The following is a 19,369-nucleotide window of genomic DNA, read 5'->3' as shown; positions in this document are numbered from 1 at the left end:
ATTGTAGAGGTTCGTCCGGACGCACGTCCGAAGACCCTTACGTACTGTCGGCGCGGCGCGCCGAATCGCTCGTTGATTCAAGGAGATCAAACATGAAGTTGAAGTTGATGACCCGTTTGTCGGTTTTCGTCGTTGCTGGCGCACTGGTCGCGGGCTGCGCGACGGAGCAGGGTAACAATGCGGCGGTAGGCACAGGCGTCGGCGCCGCGACCGGCGCTGGCCTCGGTGCGATTTTCGGCGGCGGCAAGGGCGCGGCAATCGGCGCGGCTGCAGGCGCGGCTGTCGGCGGTGTGACCGGCTACAACTGGCAAGCCATTCGCAACAAGATTTCCGGCGACTCGAAGGGCACCGGCACGCAGGTTACCGAGCAGCAAGACGGATCGCTCAAGGTCAACATCCCGAACTCGATCTCTTTCGACACCAACAGCTACGCGATCAAGCCGACGTTCGATCCGGTTCTGAACTCCGTCACGCAAACGTTGCAGCAGCATCCGGAGTTGATCGCCAACGTGATCGGCCATACGGATAACACCGGCACGGCGGCTTACAACCAGACGCTGTCGCAGAATCGCGCGCAAAGCGTGGCTTCCTATATCGCCACGCACGGTGTCGCCGGTCAGCGTCTGTCGTCGCAGGGCATGGGACAGAACCAGCCGATTGCCGACAACTCGACCGAAGCAGGCCGCGCACAAAATCGTCGCGTGGAAATTTACCTGCGCGCGACGGCACAGCCGGGCCAAGTGCAATAAATTTCTGATTTATAAGGAGAATCGGCAGATGCCGGCGCAGCGTGGCAAAGCGCGCGAAGCCGCCTGAAAAAAATTTGAAACTTGGGCGCACGGCGCGTGTCTGTCTTTACGGTAGGCGCGCGGCGAGGCCGCCACCTGCCATTCTCCTCTTGTCGTTGTTGCTCCGGGGCCCGGTTTTGGACCCCGGTTTTTTTTGGTGCGATGGTTTTCGGCTGCCGCGCCCAAGTCTCCCCGTCTCCCCACCTCCCCGTCTTCCTTCCCCTCCCTGCTAAAATCGAAAATCGCTTTTTTTGCGTTCTTCGATCAACTTCTGCATTTCCTCCGGGCCGCGCCTTATGTCAGCACCGATTTCAGCCATCGCCACCGCCGCGCCCGCCGTCAAGAACGGCGCTCGCCAGATCCTCGTCACGTCCGCGTTGCCGTATGCGAACGGTCAGATTCATATCGGCCATATGGTCGAATACATTCAGACGGACATCTGGGTTCGGACGCTGCGCATGCATGGCCACGAGGTCTACTACGTCGGCGCCGACGATACCCACGGCACGCCCATCATGCTGCGCGCCGAAAAAGAAGGCATCACGCCGAAAGCGCTGATCGAACGCGTTTGGAAAGAGCACAAGCGCGACTTCGACAGCTTCGGCATTTCCTTCGACAACTATTATTCGACCGATGCCGAGGAAAACCGCGTCCTTTGCAACACCATCTACGCCGCGCTCCAGGAAGCGGGATTGATCGACGCGCGCGACATCGAGCAGGCCTACGATCCGGTCAAGGAAATGTTCCTGCCGGACCGCTTCATCAAGGGCCAGTGCCCGAAGTGCGGCGCGAAGGACCAGTACGGCGACAATTGCGAGGTTTGCGGCTCGACTTATCAGCCCACCGAACTCATCAACCCGTATTCGGTGGTGTCGGGCGCGACGCCCATCCGCAAGATTTCCACGCATTATTTCTTCCGCTTGTCGGACCCGCGTTGCGAAGACTTTCTGCGCGGCTGGGTCGGCGGACTCGCGCAGCCCGAAGCCACGAACAAGATGCGCGAATGGCTCGGCGACAAGGGCGAGGCCAAGCTCGCCGACTGGGACATCTCGCGCGACGCGCCCTACTTCGGCTTTGAAATCCCCGGTGCGCCGGGCAAGTACTTCTACGTCTGGGTCGACGCCCCGGTCGGCTATTACGCGAGCTTCAAGAATCTCGCGGACCGTATCGGCCTGGATTTCGATGAATGGGTGAAGCCCGGTTCGAAGACCGAGCAGTACCACTTCATCGGCAAGGACATTCTGTATTTCCACACGCTCTTCTGGCCCGCGATGCTCGAATACTCCGGTCATCGCACGCCGACGAACGTGTTCGCGCACGGCTTTCTGACCGTCGACGGCGCGAAGATGTCGAAGTCGCGTGGCACGTTCATCACGGCGCAAAGCGTGATCGATACCGGCATCAATCCGGAATGGCTGCGCTACTACTTCGCGGCCAAGCTGAACAGCACGATGGAAGACATCGACCTCAACCTGGAAGACTTCCAGGCGCGCGTGAACAGCGATCTCGTCGGCAAATACGTGAATATCGCGAGCCGCGCGGCGGGCTTTCTTCTGAAGCGCTTCGACGGCCGCGTGCAGGACAGCGCGATGCAGCATCCGCTGCTTGCGCAACTGCGCGCCGCGATTCCGCAGATTGCCGGCTTCTACGAGTCGCGCGAATACGGCCGCGCGCTGCGCACGACCATGGATCTCGCCGATACCGTCAACGGCTACGTCGATACCGCGAAGCCCTGGGAACAGGCGAAGGACCCGGCCAACTCGGTCGCGTTGCACGAGACTTGCAGCGTGAGTCTGGAGGCGTTCCGCCTGTTGTCGCTTGCGCTGAAGCCGGTGTTGCCGAAGCTGATCGAAGCGGTCGAGGCGTTCCTCGGCATCGCGCCGCTCGTCTGGGCGGATGCGGACATGCCGCTGTCGTCGGCCAATGCCGTGAACGCGTACAAGCATCTGACCACGCGCGTCGACCCGAAGCAGATCGAGGCCTTGCTCGCGGCGAATCGCGAGTCGTTGCAGGCGGCGCCGGAAGCGGCCGCTGCTTCTGCCGCTGCTACAAGTGCGAGTGCGGCTAAGAGCGCGGCGCCCGCCAAGAAGCAAGCGAACGAAGAGACGCCAGGCGTCATCTCCATCGACGACTTCTCGAAGATCGATCTGCGTATCGCGAAGATCGTCGATTGCAAAACGGTCGAAGGCTCCGACAAGCTCTTGCAACTGACGCTCGATATCGGCGAAGAGAAAACGCGCAATGTGTTCTCGGGTATTCGTTCGGCTTATCAGCCGCAGGATCTGATCGGCAAGCTGACCGTGATGGTCGCCAATCTCGCGCCGCGCAAGATGAAGTTCGGCCTGTCGGAAGGCATGGTGCTGGCGGCGTCCGCCGCCGACGAGAAGAAGGAGCCGGGGCTCTATATTCTCGAACCGCATGGCGGGGCCACGCCGGGAATGCGGGTGCGCTGAACGACAACCGCGACGCTCGAAACAGGAACGCCCCTCTTGAGGGGCGTTTTTTTTCGACGTCTGTCCGTGGCAAGCAACCTGAGCAGCGCTGCCCGGCGATGCCTATTGATAGGTCATGGTGAGGATCATCGACGTGTTCGCCGGACCGGGCGTCACGGTACCGGTTCGGTAGTAACGCGCCTTCATCGGGATGACATAGCTGCCACCCGTGGAACTGTTATAGCCGGAGAATGCTTTCGTCGTGCTCAGCGGAAACACCGCGCCGGAGCCATCCAGTAGCTGCACGCCCACGCCCGTGGCCGACGACGAGCCATTGAGCGCCACGACGGATTGCGAACTGTTAAGCACACTGGTCGTGGGATCGATTTCATACAGGACGCCATTCATCCCCGAGGGACAATTGTTGAGGCTGATGTTGAACGGGACCGCCGCGGTAGTCGCACCGACAGACGCCATCTCCACCGGAAAATGGGTGCCGAGCGGCACCGGCACGTCGGGGGTCTGGCAGGTAAGCGGGACGACCGTCACCGCCGGGACGATCAGATAAAAAGGCGTGGTGCCCGGGCTGTCCGGGACAAAATTGATCATGGAGCTGGAGCTCGCCAGCGTCTGCGCGCCCAGCACGCCTGCCGCGCTCACAACGCCTGTCTTCACGAGCGCAACTGCCCAACGCCCATAGTTTTTGAGGTTGGAACCAGTGGCGGTACAGGTCCAGCCCACGTAGGGCGGCCGCACGGAGGGCGACACCTCGTCGAGCCAATCCGCGCCGCCACACGAACTCGGCTCGCCGTCGAACGCGATGGCCATGCCAACGCCGGGCACATTGGTCTGCAAGACCGTATAGGACGCGAGACCTGGGCCCGGTGTGCTCGCGATCGTCACGCTGCTTTTCGGCCATGCGACATTCAACTTCGAATACATGCCGGAACCGGATGTCGTCGACATGGTGCACACGTAGTTGACCATCGACGTGATGCTCCAGGGCGCCAGAATGGCGCCCACTGGCAAGTCGCGCGGCACCGAAATCGTCGCAGGGAGAATGGCCTGCACACTCTGACCTCCGCCCGTGCAAGCGTCGGCCCATGCGTCCTGCATGCCGCCTGTCAAAACCAGCGCGCTCGACAAGATGATCCAAGCATATCGTCGCAGCCGGGCAAATCCGATGCCTTTCATATCGCTATTCCGTCAAAGGGTGTCGAAGTCACGCGCGCGTCAGTTGTAGGTGAAGTTGACCGTCGCCGAGGTCGTCACCGTGCCGGCTGTCATCGTTCCAAGACGATAGAACTGCGCCACCATCGGAATGGTCATGGCGTTGGTCGCGTCCACTTGGCCGCGATTGGAGGTGTTGCCAAGCGTGACGACCGTACCGGTGGTCCCGCCCGCACTGCTCGCCTGCAGCAGTTGCACGCCGGTCTGCGTCGCGGTGCCGGTGTTCTTGAGCACACTCGGAACGGTGTCGGGCTGGCCCGATACGGCCATCGATACCGTGGTGCCCGGCGTGCAGTTGGTCAGCTTCAGGCTGAACGCCGTGGGATTCATCGTCGATCCCACGCTCGGAAAGTCGAGGATATTGGCGCTGCCCAGATTGATCGTCTGATTCGCCGAAGCGGTGTCCACCGTGCAGGACGGGGGCACGATGGTGCCGGTGAAGTTGAGCGTGGCATCCGCTCCGAATGCCGAACCGGTCGCGGTGACGGCGATGGTGACGGCGAGATTAGCCAGAAGTGATCCAAGTGTGCGCATAGTCATTCAAACGTGTTCATGTTGCCGCCGCTCGTGCGGGTCTTTGTCGATTGCAGATTCGTGTCGGGGAGATACCGGCTTAGTTGCAGACTGCATCCGCGAAGGCAGTCGATGCCGCCCGGCTCCCGTCGGCTTCGGGCAACGCGTAATGCACCTTGCAACTCTGATCGGCCGCCGAGCCCCAACGGGCGATCAGATCGCCACTCGCGGCCTTGCTATACAACATCGCGCGGCTGCCCTGCGTCACGGCGCCAACGGATTCGCCGCTCGCATCCAGCACGTCCGCGCCGAACGGTACCGGCTCGCCGTTCAGACGACGCAAGCGCATGACGATTGCGCGGCCTCGGTCTTCGGTATCGAACTTCACAAGCGACACCGCGCCGGCCGTTGGTGCAAAGTGCTGCTCGGTGGTCTTGAGCTGCACGCCCATCGGCAAGCCCTTGGTGTCGATCTCCACCGCGTTCTGCGAATACGGCTGCATGCCCGCCACGGCCGCGCGGCCGGCGCCGTTCAGACGCACGCCGGGCGAACTGGCAATGCGCGCTCCGGCGGCATCGTTCGCCTCGACTATCGCCAACGTGTCGCCGCTTTGCGGTGACAACACCAGACCGCCCCCGTACGCGACCACGGAACCGGACGCACCCGCGCCTGCCTGCGTGTATCCGTTGGCGCGGCCAACATTCGCGCGCAACTGCGCCACAGGCGAGAAATAGCCGACATTGGCGCTAAGGCTGTCGCTGTGGCTGCCGGAATCACCCGATGTGTGGCCCGCGCTCACGCCGTAGTTCATCTCATAGTCCTTGCCGAGCGTGCCCGTGAAGGTTTCCTGAATCTGGTTCGTGTTGTCGCGCGAGTCGTGCGAGAAGCTCGTCGTCGAATTGGCGATGTTCGTGCCCAGATCGAGGGGAACGCTCAGCGTGAGCATCACGCGGTTGTCCCAGTTCGCGGTTGACGTGTCGAGTTCGCGCGAAGCCGAAACCCCCACGCCGACGCGCCCGACGTTCGTGTTGTAGCCGACCTGGAACGCGGTATCGTTGCCATGCTTGTTCCAGTAGTTCTGCGTGTAGCCCGATGCGTAAATGGAGCCCCACTTGTCGAGGTTCTGATTGAGCGTGAGCTGCAGGCGACCTTTCTGGATGCCGTTGCTCATGAACGCGGTGCCCTTCGATTCGAGGTCGCGCAGGTTCATGGCGTCGCGGAACCCGAGGAAGCCGCTCGTCGAATAGCGGTACGCCGCGAGCGTGACGTCGGTGTTCGTCGGCGTGAAGCTGCGCGAGAACGAAAGGCGAAGACTCTGTCCGCTCCGGCTGCCGGATTCCGGCAGATTCGCATTGGCTTGCGTCGCGTCGAAGGCGAATGCACCGACCGACGTGTTGAGCGACGCGCCGAGCGCCGCCGAAATGTAGTCTTCGGCGACGATCGAGCCGCCATATAGCGTGACCAGGTTGTTCACGCCGTGCTGCACACCGGCCTGCACGACATACGGATGGCCCGATTCGCTCGAATTGCGATACTGGCCCGCTGCCACGTTCAAGCGCCAACGCCCCTCGCGCAGCGAATTCACGGGCGCGGCATACGGCACGGATGCAACGTGCTGGCTGCCGTCCGCTTCGGTGACGATCACCTGCAGGTCGCCGCCGTAGCCGGTCGGGTAGAGATCGTTGATCTCGAAAGGACCTGGCGCGACCGTCGTCTCGTAGATGAGATTGCCGTTTTGCTTGACCTGAACGTTCGCGTTAGTATTAGCGATACCCCGCACGATCGGCGCATAGCCGCGCTGCGATTCCGGGTACATGCGGTCGTCGGTTGCGAGCTGCACGCCGCGCACGCCGAACGAATCGAAGATCGAGCCGTCGGTGTAGGAGTCGCCGAGCGTCAACTGGCTCTTGAGCGGAATCAGCGAACGCTGCACGTTCGTCTGCAGGCTCTGTGCATGCGTGCCGCCAAACGACGATGTCGTGACGTTGCCGTTGTAGCGAAAACGCCAGGCGTCGAAGTTGAGACCCGCCGTCACGCCCAGATAACCCTGAGTGTTCGACACGCCGCCGCCATTCGAGCGATACACGTTGGCGTTGTACTGCAAGGTCGCGGCTGGCACACCTTCGTCCCACAGCTTCGGATCGACCCAGCCGCGCGCGTTGCGGCTCATCATCGCTTGCGGCACGCTCACGTCGAGGCGCTGTTCGCCCATGTCGAAGGTGGCCGTCGCCTGCGGGATCAGGTCCGGCAGCGCCACGCCGCCCGTGCTGTTCGCGGCGTCGAGTTGCGCTAACGCGGAATCGGGCAGGCGCATGGTATCGACGCCCGCGCGCGCGAGCAGATCGCGATCGAAGACCGGGACCGCGCGATGGTCCGGCGCGCCGACATTGCGCAATGTGATGGCGGTCATGCCGAGCCACACGCCGTTCACGTACAGTGCGGCGCGGTAATTGCCGGCCAGTGCGATGTTGCCCTTGTCGAAGCGGCTGACGTCCATGACCGCCGCGCCAGCAAAGCGCAGGAAGCCCGGGTCGAACTCCACGGCCTCGGGCGCGGCCGATGCGGCCGATGCGGCCGATGCGGCCGATGCCGTCGAGGTCGATGCCGTCGATGCAACCGTCGCACCACTCGATGCAGCCTTGACATCGGACGAGGCCTGAGCCCGATCCGGCCGCACCCCGGACGATGACGAAGTGTCCGTGCGAGCCGGCGTGTTTGCATCGGCCCTGGCATGCGCCGCGGCGAAGGCGAGCATCACGGCGACGCTGGTCCGACTCAGCGAGAGAGCGAACCTCGAATTCGATTCCATGCAGCGTTCATTCATATCGAGCCGGATTCGCGGGCAACACCGCTCCCCACCGATGGGAAACATCGGCATCCGGGGCTCGCTGCCTCGCGACGATTAAGTCTTGGTGTACGTGAACGCCAGGCTATTCGCGCCCGGCGTGTGGCCGACCGATGGCGAAGGAATCGACATCCTTCGCGTCGCTCGTGAATGGGTCAGATAGCCCGCATGCAGCGCGTCTTAGTGGATCGCTGCCTCGTGCTTCGTGGGACCGCCGTAGTCGTTCAAGGTCGTGAACGAGACCTGGCCGTTCGCGGTCGCCTTACCGGACAGTGGCAGCGTGAGCTCGCCACCCGGTGGCACCATGCCGCCTTCATCGAATCGGGCAGCATGTTCGCCTTCGCCCACATGAGCGTCGATGATCGTCACGTGATAAGGCGTCGGATTCGAAACCACGAGCGCGGACTTGCCGCCTTGCGACGACAGCCGCCATGTGAGCTTGCCCGGTGCGTCGTCGGCGCTGCCCGGCAGACCTTGCGGGCGAAAGAAAAACTTCAGGCGCGAGCGGAATGCGAGCTGGACGTAGTTCGCGCCGGCCTGAGCTTCGGTTGGCTTCGGCGGCACTTCAAGCACGTTGAACCAGAGCAGGGTTTCGCGATCTTTCGGCAGCGCTTCGCCGGTATAGGCGATACGGACGGTCTGCGCCTTGCCCGGGTCGATACGCGCAAACGGCGGCGTGAGCACGAACGGGAGATCGATCTGAGCCGGATCGACCTTGGGATCGCCCTTGTCGAGCCACACCTGCGTCAAGGCCGGCGATTTTCCCGCGTTGGACAGCTTAAGCGTCACTTCGCTATCCGTGGCGTTGTACACCACGCGCGTGCCCGCGACGACGACGGACGCATTTGCTGCGAACGGCAGGATCGCAACGAGAGCGAGCACACCCGCTGTCACTGCGCTAAAAACGACTTTTCGGAGACTCATGACATTCAACAAAATTTGCGGTGACGCGATGACTCGACCCCGCGCGCCGTGCGAGGGTTAAACGAAGACGCCGCGAGGGCGTCCTCGTTTGCGAATCGATTTACTGATAGACCATCGAGTAGGTCACCTGGCTCGTCACCGTGCCCGCGGTTGCGGCGCCCATCGGCGAGCTGTACTGCGCTGCGTATTGCAGGCTTGCGCTGCCGCTCGTGATTGCAACGTCTTGCGACTGCTGCGCACCGTCGGCCTTGCTCACGTCAATGGCTTGGGCCGAGCCGTTGTAGTCCAGCAACTGGACTTCGACGTTGGTCGCCGTGCCGTTGTTCTTCAGGTTGCCGTCGGCCAGCGTGTTCGCGCCGTATTCCCAAAACGTGTGCACGTTGCCCGTGGCCGGCGTGCAGTTGGACAGTGCAATGTTGAAGCCGGTGGCACCCGCGGTCGAGCCGGCGTCCGTCAGTTCCGCTGCGGCAAGCGCCGGCAGCGTCACGGTGAAGTTGTTGCCCTGGGCATTGCCGCTTACCGTGCACGTGTTGGCCGTCAGCTCGCCGTTGATAGTCAGCGTGCCACCGTTACCTGCCGGTGCGGCGTGCGCAGCAGCGCCTGCTAGAGACATGGACACCGCGACCAGCGGAAGAATGATCTTCTTCATAATAAGTATTCCTTAGTCGTCACCTGAGTGACTGAGCCCGATTTGAAAATTCGTCAGGTCGCGTCGTGAACAAGATATTCATACTCGCTTCCTGACGAAAGGCTGAGTATGCTGACTCGGGCCATGCGACCGATTAGGAACACGCTTAAAACTACAAAGTTCCTACATAAATCGTTGATGTAACGCATCCATATTGAGAATTTTCTTGCGGATTTTTCCGCGCTTTGAGAACGATTCAGATCAGAAGCGGACTTTGGGATCAGCAATAGGGCATCGGTTACGGGCGCGGCGCAAAAGCAAAAAGGGGCACGCGATCGACTCGCATGCCCCTCTCCCCTTACGTCTTCAAAGCGATCTACTCCGTGGTCGACTCTACCTCGGATGCCGCCGCGGCCGACGAAGCCGCCGCCCGCTCCGACCGCGTGGGCGTCGTCGACGAAAAGAGCCGCATCCACGAATTGAAGCGCCGTGTGTAAGACAGATCGACGCCCTGGAACGTCCCGCCATACGCCGTCACCGACCAGAATCGCGACAGGCTCAGTGTCGCCTTGATCGCGTTGCTGGCCGATTGCAGACCCTGCTCGTAGCCAATCACCAGCCGCTCGTTGATGGCCTTGGCGATCATCACCACTTGCGGATCGGTCAGGCCCACTTCGCTCGAACCGATGGTGAATTCATCCAGCCCGAAGGTCTGCGCAATACGCTTGCCGCCCGTGCTGCCGAGCAACGCGAGTGCGCTCGTCATTGCGCTCTGCTGGCCGACGTTATTACCCTGATCCGTGCCATGACCGAACAAGAGCCACGAGAGCTTTTCGTTGTCAGGCACGCTCGGTTCGGAAATGAGTTTGGCCACGGGCGCCTGCACCGTGCCCGTCACCTGCACGCCCGCCTCGACTTCCTGATTGCGCCGCATCGCGAGGACATTGATGCCGGGGTTCGCCACCGGTCCGTTGAACGTGAAGAAGCCATTCTCGATGTTGAGCTTGCGCCCGAACGCCGTGTAACTCGAACCCGGCGTCGTCACGCGCACATTGCCGACCGCGCGCAGCGGCATGTTCGGCGCGCTCGTCACACTGATGACGCCGGCAAGCCCGAGATCCGCGCCGGCGCCCTTGAAGCGAAAGCGCTGCCCCAGGTCGATGTCGATATTCGCCCGCGGCGTGAACGGTCCAACCGGTTTTTCCGTTGCGGCCACCGTCTGCTTCGTCGTGTTTTCGCCCTTGATGGTGCCATCGGGACGTTCGATGACCACGTCGTCGCCGAGCGATGGCGCGCCGGATTCCGGCAAGTCGAACAGCGCGTGATCGACGGTGAACTTGCCGTTGATCGCCATGCCGCCCTGCAATCCCGCGTTCGCGATACTCGCGCTGCCCGAAAGCGACAATTGCCGGTCGGGCGAGGCGAACAGTTCCAGCTTGTCCGCGATGATGCTCGCGGTGAGGTCCGGCTGTGCCTGATCGAGCCGCACCTTGCCCGTCGCGCGCAACGTGCCGCTCGCGCCGTGGAACTCCACCTGCTGGAAGTCCACCAGATTCTCCGACAGCGCAATGCGAATGATGCCGTCCTTCAACTGAACGCCCTGATCGACGACCGTCGCCGAAAGATTGTCGCCCGTCAGCGACCCCGACAGATTCGGCTTGGCGACGATCCCCGCGATGCTCAACTTGAGCGCAAGCTTGCCGCCCAGCAGATAGCTCGGGCCGAGCAGCCCGCCGGTGGTGCGCAGTTCGGGGATATTCGCGTTGATTGCGCCGGAGAGCGGCGCTTCGTCGACCACGGTCAGCATGCCGTCGCGATTGGCGAGCGGCGTGTGCGCGTTGGCTTCGATCACGCCGATGCGCGTCGCCTGCGCGCGCAGCGTCGCGTTGAGCGTATTGCCGTTGGAGAAATCGGCGCGCGCCGAGATGTCGTTGATGCCGAGCGCCGAGACGCCACGGGTGCCTTCCACGGTCACATCGCCGCTGCGGCGCTTGAGCTGCGCATAACCCGTCGCCGTGGCGCCGAGCGAGAAGTTCCAGTCGCCATCGAAGACGAGGTCGGTGCGGATCGGCGGCTCCTCGCCCGTCATTTCCTGACGCACGGCCAGAAGCCGCGGCACCGAGAGATTCGTCAACGTTCCGGCCGACTGGATGCGGCCGTGATCGAGCGCGAACGACTTGAGATTGAGCGCCGCGCCTTCCGCGACGAGCCGCGTCGCGCCGAGCACGAGCCTGGCCGGACCGTAGCTCACGGTCAGCGGCTGTTCGAGGTTGACCGACGGCGTGCCCTTGTTGGTGAGCTTCGTGATCGTGCCGTCCCAATGCGGGCCGTCGGCGGCATCGGTGAACTTGCCGTTCGCGCCGAGCGCGAGATTCACCGGCTGCCCCTGAACCTTGCCGGCCGCGGTCACGTCGAGCGTGTGATGCATGCGTGTGCCGTTGAGGTTCGCATCGAGCGTGGCGACTTCGATGCCCGAGGTGCTCGCATCGCGCGCTTTCAGCGTGAAGACGAGCGCGCCGTTCGAGCCATCGCGAATATCCGCGCGACCTTCCGCATGACCGAGGCGGTTCGCGCCGAACACGACGCCATCGGCCTGATAATTCGCAGCCACGTTCGGATGCGCAATCGAGCCGGTCAGATCGCCGTCCGCCTTCACCGTCCCCGCGAGACCGAAGCCGAGGCGCTCGAGTTGCGGCGCATCGACGCGAAAACGCAGCCGGTCGCCGGGCGCGCCGAAACTGCCGTTCAGATCGACATCGTTGCCCGCGACAGACAACTTGGCCGCGCTTGGCAAGAGCCGCATGCCCGCCAGTTGCACCGTGCCTTCGCCGGTGAGCGGCAAGTTGTCGTACATGCTGTCGGCGAGTTTGAAGGTCGCCTTGGTGGTGAGTTCGGGCGCGAGTCTGCCGGATGCGGCCAGCGTGCCGTTCACGCGCGCCTCGATCACGCGCGCGGGCGCGGGCTTCTTCTGCGTGCCTTTCCTGACGGGCGCGGGCTTCGGCTGAAGCAACTGCTGCGTGAGCAGAAGCGGATTGAAGTCGATGAATTTCGCCTTCAGGTCATAGCTCGAATTCGTATCTTTCTTGAGCACACCGTTCGCTTCGACGCGACCCTTGCCGACGGTCAGCTTGACTTCGTCGAGCGCGGTCTGCTTCGGGTCGAGCTTCACCTTGGCTTGCGCGCGGATCGCCGCTTTCGGATCGTTCAGGTCGGCGGTGACGGTTTGCGTATCGCCCGCGAGCACGACGCTGATCGGCCCGGAGAAATCGGTCGGACGCACGCTCGCTTCGATTGCGTTGAGGTCGAGCTTCGCCACCTTGAGGTCGAACTTGCCGTCGCCGCCCTTGAGCGAGCCGCCACCCGTCACGGTCGCTTCTTTCACGAGACGCACGTTTAGATCGGTGATGCTTTGCGCGGAGGCATCGAGCCGCACGTTGGCGTGCGCGTCGATGAGCGGCAGCAGCTTCTTGTCGATGGCGCCCGGCTTCGCGTTGACGATCGACACCGGCCCGCTCACCACGAAGCCCGGCGCGTTCTCGACCGGCTTCACTTCGGCGCTCACGGCGAGGTCGGCGAACGGCGCGCCCGGGCTGAACGCCTGCGGATTGACGTGATCGACATTGACGATGGCGAGCTTGAGCGGCACGTCGCCGAACGGCAGCGCTTCGACATGCGCGCGGCCGTTGAGCTTCATGCCGCTGGCGTCGATATCGGCAATGAGGTCTTCCAGCGAGCCCGATAACCGCGCGCCCACCTGCACCGCTTCGCCGTTTAGCTTGCCGGTGTAGCCGGCATCGCCGGAAAGCGGGAACGGACGCGCGCCGCCGTCGAGTTTCGCGGATGCCGTCACCGCGCCGAACGGCGTGTCGAGCCGCTGCACCGTCGCCTGATGATGCTGCCCGTCGCTGCCGCCGTTGAAGAGCAGGCGCGAGAATTCGGTGGTCGTCGCACCCTGATGCAACCGCAGCTTTTCCACGCTCAGGTCGCGAATGGCAAGCTGGATCGGCAGGCGCAAATCCTTCGGCAATTCCGTTTTCGTCGACTTTTCTTGCGAAGGCGCGATGCGCGCGTCGATGGTGCCGACATGCAGATAATCGATGGTAAAGCGCAGCGGTTCGCGCGTGAGCGCCCAGCGTCCCGAAACGCTGTCGACCGCTATGTCCGTGCCCTTGCCGTCGGGACTCTTCCAGTGGACATCGCGCAGACTCACGCCGGTGGCGATAGCGCCGCCATCGAGCTTGCCGGTCAGCTGACCCTTGAGCAGCGATGTCGCCGCCTGCCACGCGTAACGCGTGCCGCGCTCGGTGTTGAGCACGAACAACACGGTGCCGATGGCAAGCACGACGATCAGAACGATGACCAGTGCGAGCACGCCCAACCAGCGCATGAAACGCCTGAAGCCGCCGCGGCGCGGCTTTTTATCGTCGCCGGAACCGCCGCTGCCGCCGTTATTGCCGGCGCCCGCGTCAGCATCGGACGCAACGACGCCGCCCGCCTCATCCCAACGCGGCTCGTCCTTGCTTCCGTGTGCGCTCGATTCCGTCATGCCCTTGATATCCACCATCGCTCGTGCGCCCGTTCAAAACGCAATGCCGAGCGTCAGATACGGCTTGATGCTCTTGTTCTTGAGCCCGTAGGCCACGTCCACGTTGACCGGCCCGACCGGACTGCGCCAGCGCGCGCCGACGCCCACGCCCGGCTGGAAGACGCGCTCGCTCCAAGTGTCAGTCGCGGTGCCGATGTCGAAGAACACCGCGCCGCCCCAATCGTGCGTGAACCAGTGCTGATACTCGCTGCTGCCCGTCACCATGTACTTGGTCGGCAAGATCGATCCCGCCACATTGTTGCCGATACTCAGATAGCTATAACCGCGCACCGAATTCGCGCCGCCCGCGCGAAACAGCAGGGACGCCGGCACGCCGCTCGACGGCCCGCTCGTGAACACGCCGCCGAATTCCGCGCGAAACACGAAGAGATCGTTCTTCGTGATCGGCAGATACTGCAGCGCGTTGGTGTAGAGACGCGCAAAGGTCTGATCGGTCATCAAGCCTTTCACCGCGAAGCTTGCTTCCGCGCGAATGATGTTGCCGCGACGCGGAAACAGCGGATCGTCGACATCGCGGCGCACCCACGTCCACGCGGGCACGAGCGCGCGCGCCGTCGACGGATTCGGCTCGTTCTGCGTGATGCGGTCGTCGTAGAAAGCGAGCGAATACGTCGTGTCGATGTTCTGCGTCGAACGCGAGCGCTGCACGCCCACGCGTCCGCTATAAATCTTTGTGCTCGATACGTCGGTGATGGTGTAGGAGCCGAACACCGCGTTGACCCAGCCGCGCGAATCGGGCGGCATCGCGAGTTGCACGCGGCCGTACTGCTGCGTCTGATCGAGCCGGCCGGAAATGGTGAACGGATAGGCCGCGTTGAACGTATTCAGATAGCTGTAGGCGCCCTGCACGTGAAAGCCGGTATCGGTCGCATAACCCACACCGTAGCGGATGCTGTTGTACGGATACTCGCTCACCTTCAGATGCACCGGCGTTTCGAGCGGCTTGTTGACGTCGTTGTCCGCGTCGATGGCCACGCTCGCGTAATACGGCGTGTTCTGCACCTGGCGTTGCAGTTCGTTCACGCGCGAGACGTCGTAGATCTCGCCCGGATGAATCGGGTTCACGTTGTCGATGATCTTTTCCGGATAGCGCTTCGTGCCGCTGATATCGAGCTTGCCGAATGTGAAGGTCGGACCGCTGTCGAAGGTCACGGAGAGATCGGCGAGGTGCGCGCGCGGATTGATGCGCGCCTGCGAGCGCACGATTTTCGCGCCGAGATAGCGCCGCGACTGGAGCGCGCGCAACGCGGCGTTCTTGGCGTCGTCCCACGCGCCTTGCGAGAACGGATCGCCTTCGTTCACTGAAAACGCGAAACGCGCGGCATTCTCCTGATTGCGGTCTTCGGTCGTCACCGCGCCCGTGAAATGCAGTTGCACGGAGGCGATCTTCGTTTGCGGACCTGGATCGACGCTGACGGTCACCTTGCGCTTGTCGCCATCGGTCGTCACGTCGGTGCGCACGACCGGCGTGAAATAGCCTTCGGTCGCGACGAGGTCGCGCACGTCCTTCGGCGCGGCGGTGACGAGGAACTGGAACTGGTCGTCGCTGACGTCGTCGCGCTTGGCGAAGCGCGACAGATCGAGATGGTCCTTCAGCAGCTTCTTGACGCTGCGCGGCGCGTCGATGTCGATGTCGTACTTGGCGAACGCAGGCCAAGCGGCCGCCAGGAGCGCACATGCCACGAAGCTGCGCAGTGCAGCCGGCAAGCGCTTCATTCCGGGCGACGTGGACATCGCCATGTGCGGCCGTTTCGGCGGACAGGCGCGCAACGCGCGCAGCGGATCAAACGAACGCCCCGCCAAACGTGACCTCCGGCATCTGGATGAATGAGACTGAAAGATGAACCTCGAACGCGCGGCTGCAATGCGATGAGCCGGTCACGGCGCGCAGGCGCTATTTCACCACAGCTTCGCATGGGAACCGAGCACGGATGTGCAACGGCGGCTTGCGGCGGTGTGGTTTGCCGCGCGCCGTCCGCGGACCGCTGCCGGGCGCGCTGTCGTGCGGCTTTGGACGGTCAGACGCTCGCGGGGTTCCGCGGGTTCCAATAATCGCTTACGTGGCAGCCCCAAGTCCATGCGTTACCGCTTCACGCTTGCTGTAAAATCCCGGAGATCGAACCCAGTGCCGCGCGGCATCGGCGCCAGCAAAGGCTGCCGGGCGCGTCGTCCCTACTCACCGCATCGAGCCAACGGAAAACCGATCATGTACCAGTCGGACATCACCCAGTTCATCAATCAGTTGAAAAGCCAAAAGCCGACGCTCGAAGACGAACAGCGTCGCGGCCGCGCGCTCCTGTGGGACAAGCAGCCGGTCGACCTCGACGAACGCGGACGCCAGCAAAAGGCGCGCGTGAACCAGACGCCATACGTCTACTACCAGAACTTCTGAACGTGAGCACAGCCGGCCGCGAGCCGCAGTCGCCCCGCCGTCAGGCCCCGGACGACTCGCGAGATGAACGGGCCGCCGCGCTCGCCAAGCCTGCGACCGACTCGACGCCCGACACCATCGACGGCGTCGCTTTCGCGCATCTCTACGGCGAGCCGCTCTGGAAGCTGCCAACGGATCTATACATTCCGCCGGACGCGCTCGAAATCTTTCTCGAAGCGTTCGAAGGCCCGCTCGACCTGCTGCTCTACCTCATCCGCAAGCAAAATTTCAACGTGCTCGACATTCCGATGGCGGATGTCACCGCGCAATATCTCGGCTATGTCGATCAGATTCGCGAGTCGAATCTCGAACTCGCGTCGGAATATCTGCTGATGGCGGCCATGCTCATCGAGATCAAGTCGCGCATGCTGCTGCCGGTCAAGAAGGCCGACACCGGCGAGGACGCCGAAGACCCGCGCGCCGAACTCGTGCGCCGCTTGCTGGAATACGAGCAGATGAAGCTCGCCGCGCAACGTATCGACCAGTTGCCGCAACTCGGCCGCGACTTCCTGCGCGCGGACGTCTATATCGAGCAGGCGTCGACGCAACGCTTCCCCGACGTCGACATGAACGACCTGCGCTCCGCCTGGGCCGATGTCATCAAGCGCGCGAAGCTCGTTCAGCATCACCGGATTTCGCGGGAAGAACTCTCGGTGCGCGAGCATATGAGCGTGATCCTGCGGCGCCTGCAGCATGCGCGCTTCATGGAGTTCTCCGAGCTATTCGATCCCACGCGCGGCGTACCGGTGGTCGTGGTGAACTTCATCGCCATGCTGGAGTTGTCGCGCGAATCGCTGATCGAAATCACTCAGGCCGAGCCTTTTGCGCCCATTTACGTGAGACTCGCGTACTCTCCCGCTTAAAAGCATTTTCTCTACCCTTGCCTCGGTGCGGCCTGTTGCTGCCGCCCGCCAGGAGACACCCGCTCGATGAAAGTCATCAGCTCAATTCACGAACTGCGCGATCAGTTGCGCGGTCAGAACCGCACCGCCTTCGTCCCGACGATGGGCAACCTCCACGAAGGCCATCTTTCCCTCATGCGGCTTGCGCGCCAGCATGGCGATCCGGTGGTCGCGAGCATCTTCGTGAACCGGCTGCAATTCGGGCCGAACGAAGACTTCGACAAATATCCGCGCACGCTGCTGGACGACATCGAAAAGCTGCAGTCGGAGAACGTCTACGTGCTGTTCGCGCCGACCGAAGTGGATATGTATCCGGAGCCGCAGCAGTATCGCGTGCATCCGCCGCATAACCTCGGCGACATTCTCGAAGGCGAATTCCGCCCCGGCTTCTTCACCGGCGTGTGCACGGTCGTGATGAAGCTGATGTCGTGCGTGCAGCCGCGCGTCGCGGTGTTCGGCAAGAAGGATTATCAGCAACTGATGATCGTGCGGCAGATGTGCCACCAGTTCGCGCTGCCCACCGAGATCATCGCCGCCGAAACGGTGCGCGAGGAAAACGGTCTCGCGCTGTCATCGCGCAATCGCTTTCTGTCGGCCGCCGAGCACGCCGAAGCGCCGCAACTCGCGCTGCAGTTGAATCGCGTGCGCGAAGCCGTGCTCTCGGGCGAGAAAGATCTGGCCGCGCTCGAACGCACGGCCATGAACGCGCTCGCCGAACGCGGCTGGAAACCCGACTACATCAGCGTGCGCAAGCGCGTCGACCTGCTCGCGCCGGGCGAAGCGGATGCGAGCGCGCCGCTCGTCGTGCTGGCGGCGGCGAAGCTCGGCAACACCCGTCTCATCGACAATCTGGAAATCTGAAGTAAAGGAACCACACGCATCATGCAGCGCACCATGCTCAAATCGAAGATTCACCGCGCGACGGTCACGCATTGCGAGCTTCACTACGAAGGCTCGTGCGCAATCGACGAGGATCTGCTCGAAGCGGCGAATCTGCTGGAGAACGAGCAGATCGACATCTGGAACGTGAACAACGGCGAGCGCCTGACCACCTATGCCATCAAGGGCGAGCGCGGCAGCGGCATGATCTCGCTGAACGGCTCGGCGGCGCGGCGCGCGCAGTTGGGCGACCTCGTGATCATTGCGGCTTTCGCGGCCGTCGACGAAAAAGAGATCGCGGCGGGCTGGAAGCCGGACCTCGTCTTCGTCGATGAAGCGAACCGCATCAAGGGCAACCGCGATCACGTGCCGACGCAGAACTGGACCTGATCGTCCGAGTTCATCCGCGACTTGGCCGGCGCTCCGCAAGGACCGCCGGCCTTATTTTTTGCTGACCCATTCGATGATGGGTTGCCACTGCTCCAGGTCCTTCTCCACGCGGCTTTTGGCGACGTCCCAGATCGTGAGTCCGTGCGCGGCGAGTTGCACGTAGTTTTGCGTGTCGCGTAAAAAGCCGAGCACGGGCAAGTCGAGACTTTCCACGAAACGATGCAGTTGTTCCGCCGAGCGCGTACGCGCGTCCACCCGCATGCCGACGACGCCGACCTGAATCGCGCCCTTTCGCACCGCCTTTTCCTTCGCGAGTTTCGACAGAAAGTCTTGCGTGGCGAGGATGTCGAACATCGACGGTTGCAGCGGCACGATCACCTTGTCGGCAATATCCAGCGCGAGCGCGAGCCGGTTGCCGTGGACTCCGGCGGGCGTATCGACGACGGCTTTTTCCAGGCCCTTGGGCGGCTTGGCGGGCGCGTCGACGTCGAGATTCCATTCTTCGATTCTTGGCAGCGTGTCCGGGCGCAGCGAAAGCCACGCGTGCGAGGAGCGCTGCTTGTCCAGATCGGCGAGCGCGACCCACTCGCCGTTTGCCGCGAAACACCCGGCCAGATTGGTTGCGAGCGTGCTTTTCCCGACGCCGCCCTTCGGATTTGCCACCACGATCACGGTCATGAATTGTCCAGAAGATTGTTCGACGCGCTTGATTTCGACGCCCTTCGCCGGGATACGCCTGCGCGCGGTTTCGTTTTAGGAACCGATACATGATTTCGAGCCGTTGATATTATCGGCAAAATG

At 62.9% G+C, this 19,369-nt stretch carries 14 protein-coding genes; 6 read left to right on the top strand and 8 right to left on the bottom strand.

The genetic code is table 11. From position 1 onward, the window contains the following. The first annotated feature begins 92 nt into the window (after positions 1-92). Entirely contained in the window at positions 93-749 is a 657-nt protein-coding gene (locus NCT04_RS03630) for a YiaD family glycine zipper/OmpA-like lipoprotein (protein ID WP_244827286.1), read from the top strand. Positions 750-1,084: 335 nt separating this feature from the next. Next, the gene (gene metG, locus NCT04_RS03625; protein WP_250463575.1) at positions 1,085-3,241 is read left to right on the top strand and encodes a methionine--tRNA ligase; all 2,157 of its coding nucleotides are present in this window, start codon (positions 1,085-1,087) and stop codon (positions 3,239-3,241) included. A 102-nt stretch (positions 3,242-3,343) separates the two neighbouring features. Here the strand turns inward: metG and NCT04_RS03620 are convergent, their stop codons facing one another. From NCT04_RS03620 to NCT04_RS03590, 7 genes are all read right to left on the bottom strand, one after another. Then, positions 3,344-4,414 carry a fimbrial protein gene (locus NCT04_RS03620; protein WP_250463572.1) on the bottom strand — a complete coding sequence of 357 codons (1,071 nt, stop codon included), beginning with the start codon at positions 4,412-4,414 and terminating at the stop codon, positions 3,344-3,346. Between the two features lie 39 nt (positions 4,415-4,453). Next, the gene (locus tag NCT04_RS03615; RefSeq protein ID WP_250463569.1) at positions 4,454-4,990 is read right to left on the bottom strand and encodes a fimbrial protein; all 537 of its coding nucleotides are present in this window, start codon (positions 4,988-4,990) and stop codon (positions 4,454-4,456) included. Positions 4,991-5,063: 73 nt separating this feature from the next. After that, complete coding sequence (locus tag NCT04_RS03610) at positions 5,064-7,772, bottom strand: fimbria/pilus outer membrane usher protein (protein WP_250463566.1); 2,709 nt, start codon at positions 7,770-7,772, stop codon at positions 5,064-5,066. A 216-nt stretch (positions 7,773-7,988) separates the two neighbouring features. Beyond that, a complete protein-coding gene (locus NCT04_RS03605; RefSeq protein WP_250463562.1) occupies positions 7,989-8,732 on the bottom strand; it encodes a fimbrial biogenesis chaperone in 744 nt (247 codons plus the stop codon). A 100-nt stretch (positions 8,733-8,832) separates the two neighbouring features. Next, entirely contained in the window at positions 8,833-9,381 is a 549-nt protein-coding gene (locus tag NCT04_RS03600) for a fimbrial protein (RefSeq protein ID WP_250463559.1), read from the bottom strand. Positions 9,382-9,736: 355 nt separating this feature from the next. Beyond that, a complete protein-coding gene (locus tag NCT04_RS03595; RefSeq protein WP_250463556.1) occupies positions 9,737-13,924 on the bottom strand; it encodes a translocation/assembly module TamB domain-containing protein in 4,188 nt (1,395 codons plus the stop codon). A 15-nt stretch (positions 13,925-13,939) separates the two neighbouring features. Further along, positions 13,940-15,682 carry an autotransporter assembly complex protein TamA gene (locus tag NCT04_RS03590; protein WP_244827979.1) on the bottom strand — a complete coding sequence of 581 codons (1,743 nt, stop codon included), beginning with the start codon at positions 15,680-15,682 and terminating at the stop codon, positions 13,940-13,942. Between the two features lie 487 nt (positions 15,683-16,169). On the opposite strand from NCT04_RS03590, the gene NCT04_RS03585 reads away from it, so the two are divergent. From NCT04_RS03585 to panD, 4 genes are all read left to right on the top strand, one after another. Then, positions 16,170-16,358, top strand: coding sequence for a DUF3460 family protein (locus NCT04_RS03585; RefSeq protein WP_250463758.1), 189 nt, complete (start codon positions 16,170-16,172; stop codon positions 16,356-16,358). A gap of 116 nt (positions 16,359-16,474) precedes the next feature. Continuing rightward, positions 16,475-17,260, top strand: a complete 786-nt coding sequence (locus NCT04_RS03580; RefSeq protein WP_244827977.1) for a segregation and condensation protein A — start codon at positions 16,475-16,477, stop codon at positions 17,258-17,260. 66 nt (positions 17,261-17,326) lie between these two features. Continuing rightward, positions 17,327-18,160, top strand: coding sequence for a pantoate--beta-alanine ligase (gene panC / locus NCT04_RS03575; protein ID WP_244827278.1), 834 nt, complete (start codon positions 17,327-17,329; stop codon positions 18,158-18,160). 21 nt (positions 18,161-18,181) lie between these two features. Beyond that, positions 18,182-18,568 carry an aspartate 1-decarboxylase gene (gene panD, locus NCT04_RS03570; protein ID WP_244827277.1) on the top strand — a complete coding sequence of 129 codons (387 nt, stop codon included), beginning with the start codon at positions 18,182-18,184 and terminating at the stop codon, positions 18,566-18,568. Between the two features lie 51 nt (positions 18,569-18,619). Here panD and NCT04_RS03565 read toward each other — a convergent pair whose 3' ends face one another. Continuing rightward, positions 18,620-19,246 carry a nucleotide-binding protein gene (locus NCT04_RS03565; protein WP_244827276.1) on the bottom strand — a complete coding sequence of 209 codons (627 nt, stop codon included), beginning with the start codon at positions 19,244-19,246 and terminating at the stop codon, positions 18,620-18,622. Between the last annotated feature and the right edge of the window lie 123 nt (positions 19,247-19,369).

This window comes from Caballeronia sp. GAFFF2, from assembly GCF_023631485.1.
Lineage (GTDB): Bacteria > Pseudomonadota > Gammaproteobacteria > Burkholderiales > Burkholderiaceae > Caballeronia.
The sequence above is the reverse complement of the archived record's forward strand: the minus strand, read 5'-3'. Positions and strand labels throughout refer to the sequence as shown.

Excerpts from the sequence above, each read along its gene's own strand:
- panD (WP_244827277.1), top strand. The coding sequence starts at position 18,182 with ATGCAGCGCACCATGCTCAAATCGAAGATTCACCGCGCGACGGTCACG.
- NCT04_RS03620 (WP_250463572.1), bottom strand. The coding sequence starts at position 4,414 with ATGAAAGGCATCGGATTTGCCCGGCTGCGACGATATGCTTGGATCATC.
- NCT04_RS03600 (WP_250463559.1), bottom strand. The coding sequence starts at position 9,381 with ATGAAGAAGATCATTCTTCCGCTGGTCGCGGTGTCCATGTCTCTAGCA.
- metG (WP_250463575.1), top strand. The coding sequence starts at position 1,085 with ATGTCAGCACCGATTTCAGCCATCGCCACCGCCGCGCCCGCCGTCAAG.
- NCT04_RS03610 (WP_250463566.1), bottom strand. The coding sequence starts at position 7,772 with ATGGAATCGAATTCGAGGTTCGCTCTCTCGCTGAGTCGGACCAGCGTC.
- panC (WP_244827278.1), top strand. The coding sequence starts at position 17,327 with ATGAAAGTCATCAGCTCAATTCACGAACTGCGCGATCAGTTGCGCGGT.
- NCT04_RS03590 (WP_244827979.1), bottom strand. The coding sequence starts at position 15,682 with ATGAAGCGCTTGCCGGCTGCACTGCGCAGCTTCGTGGCATGTGCGCTC.
- NCT04_RS03605 (WP_250463562.1), bottom strand. The coding sequence starts at position 8,732 with ATGAGTCTCCGAAAAGTCGTTTTTAGCGCAGTGACAGCGGGTGTGCTC.
- NCT04_RS03595 (WP_250463556.1), bottom strand. The coding sequence starts at position 13,924 with ATGGTGGATATCAAGGGCATGACGGAATCGAGCGCACACGGAAGCAAG.
- NCT04_RS03615 (WP_250463569.1), bottom strand. The coding sequence starts at position 4,990 with ATGACTATGCGCACACTTGGATCACTTCTGGCTAATCTCGCCGTCACC.
- NCT04_RS03565 (WP_244827276.1), bottom strand. The coding sequence starts at position 19,246 with ATGACCGTGATCGTGGTGGCAAATCCGAAGGGCGGCGTCGGGAAAAGC.
- NCT04_RS03630 (WP_244827286.1), top strand. The coding sequence starts at position 93 with ATGAAGTTGAAGTTGATGACCCGTTTGTCGGTTTTCGTCGTTGCTGGC.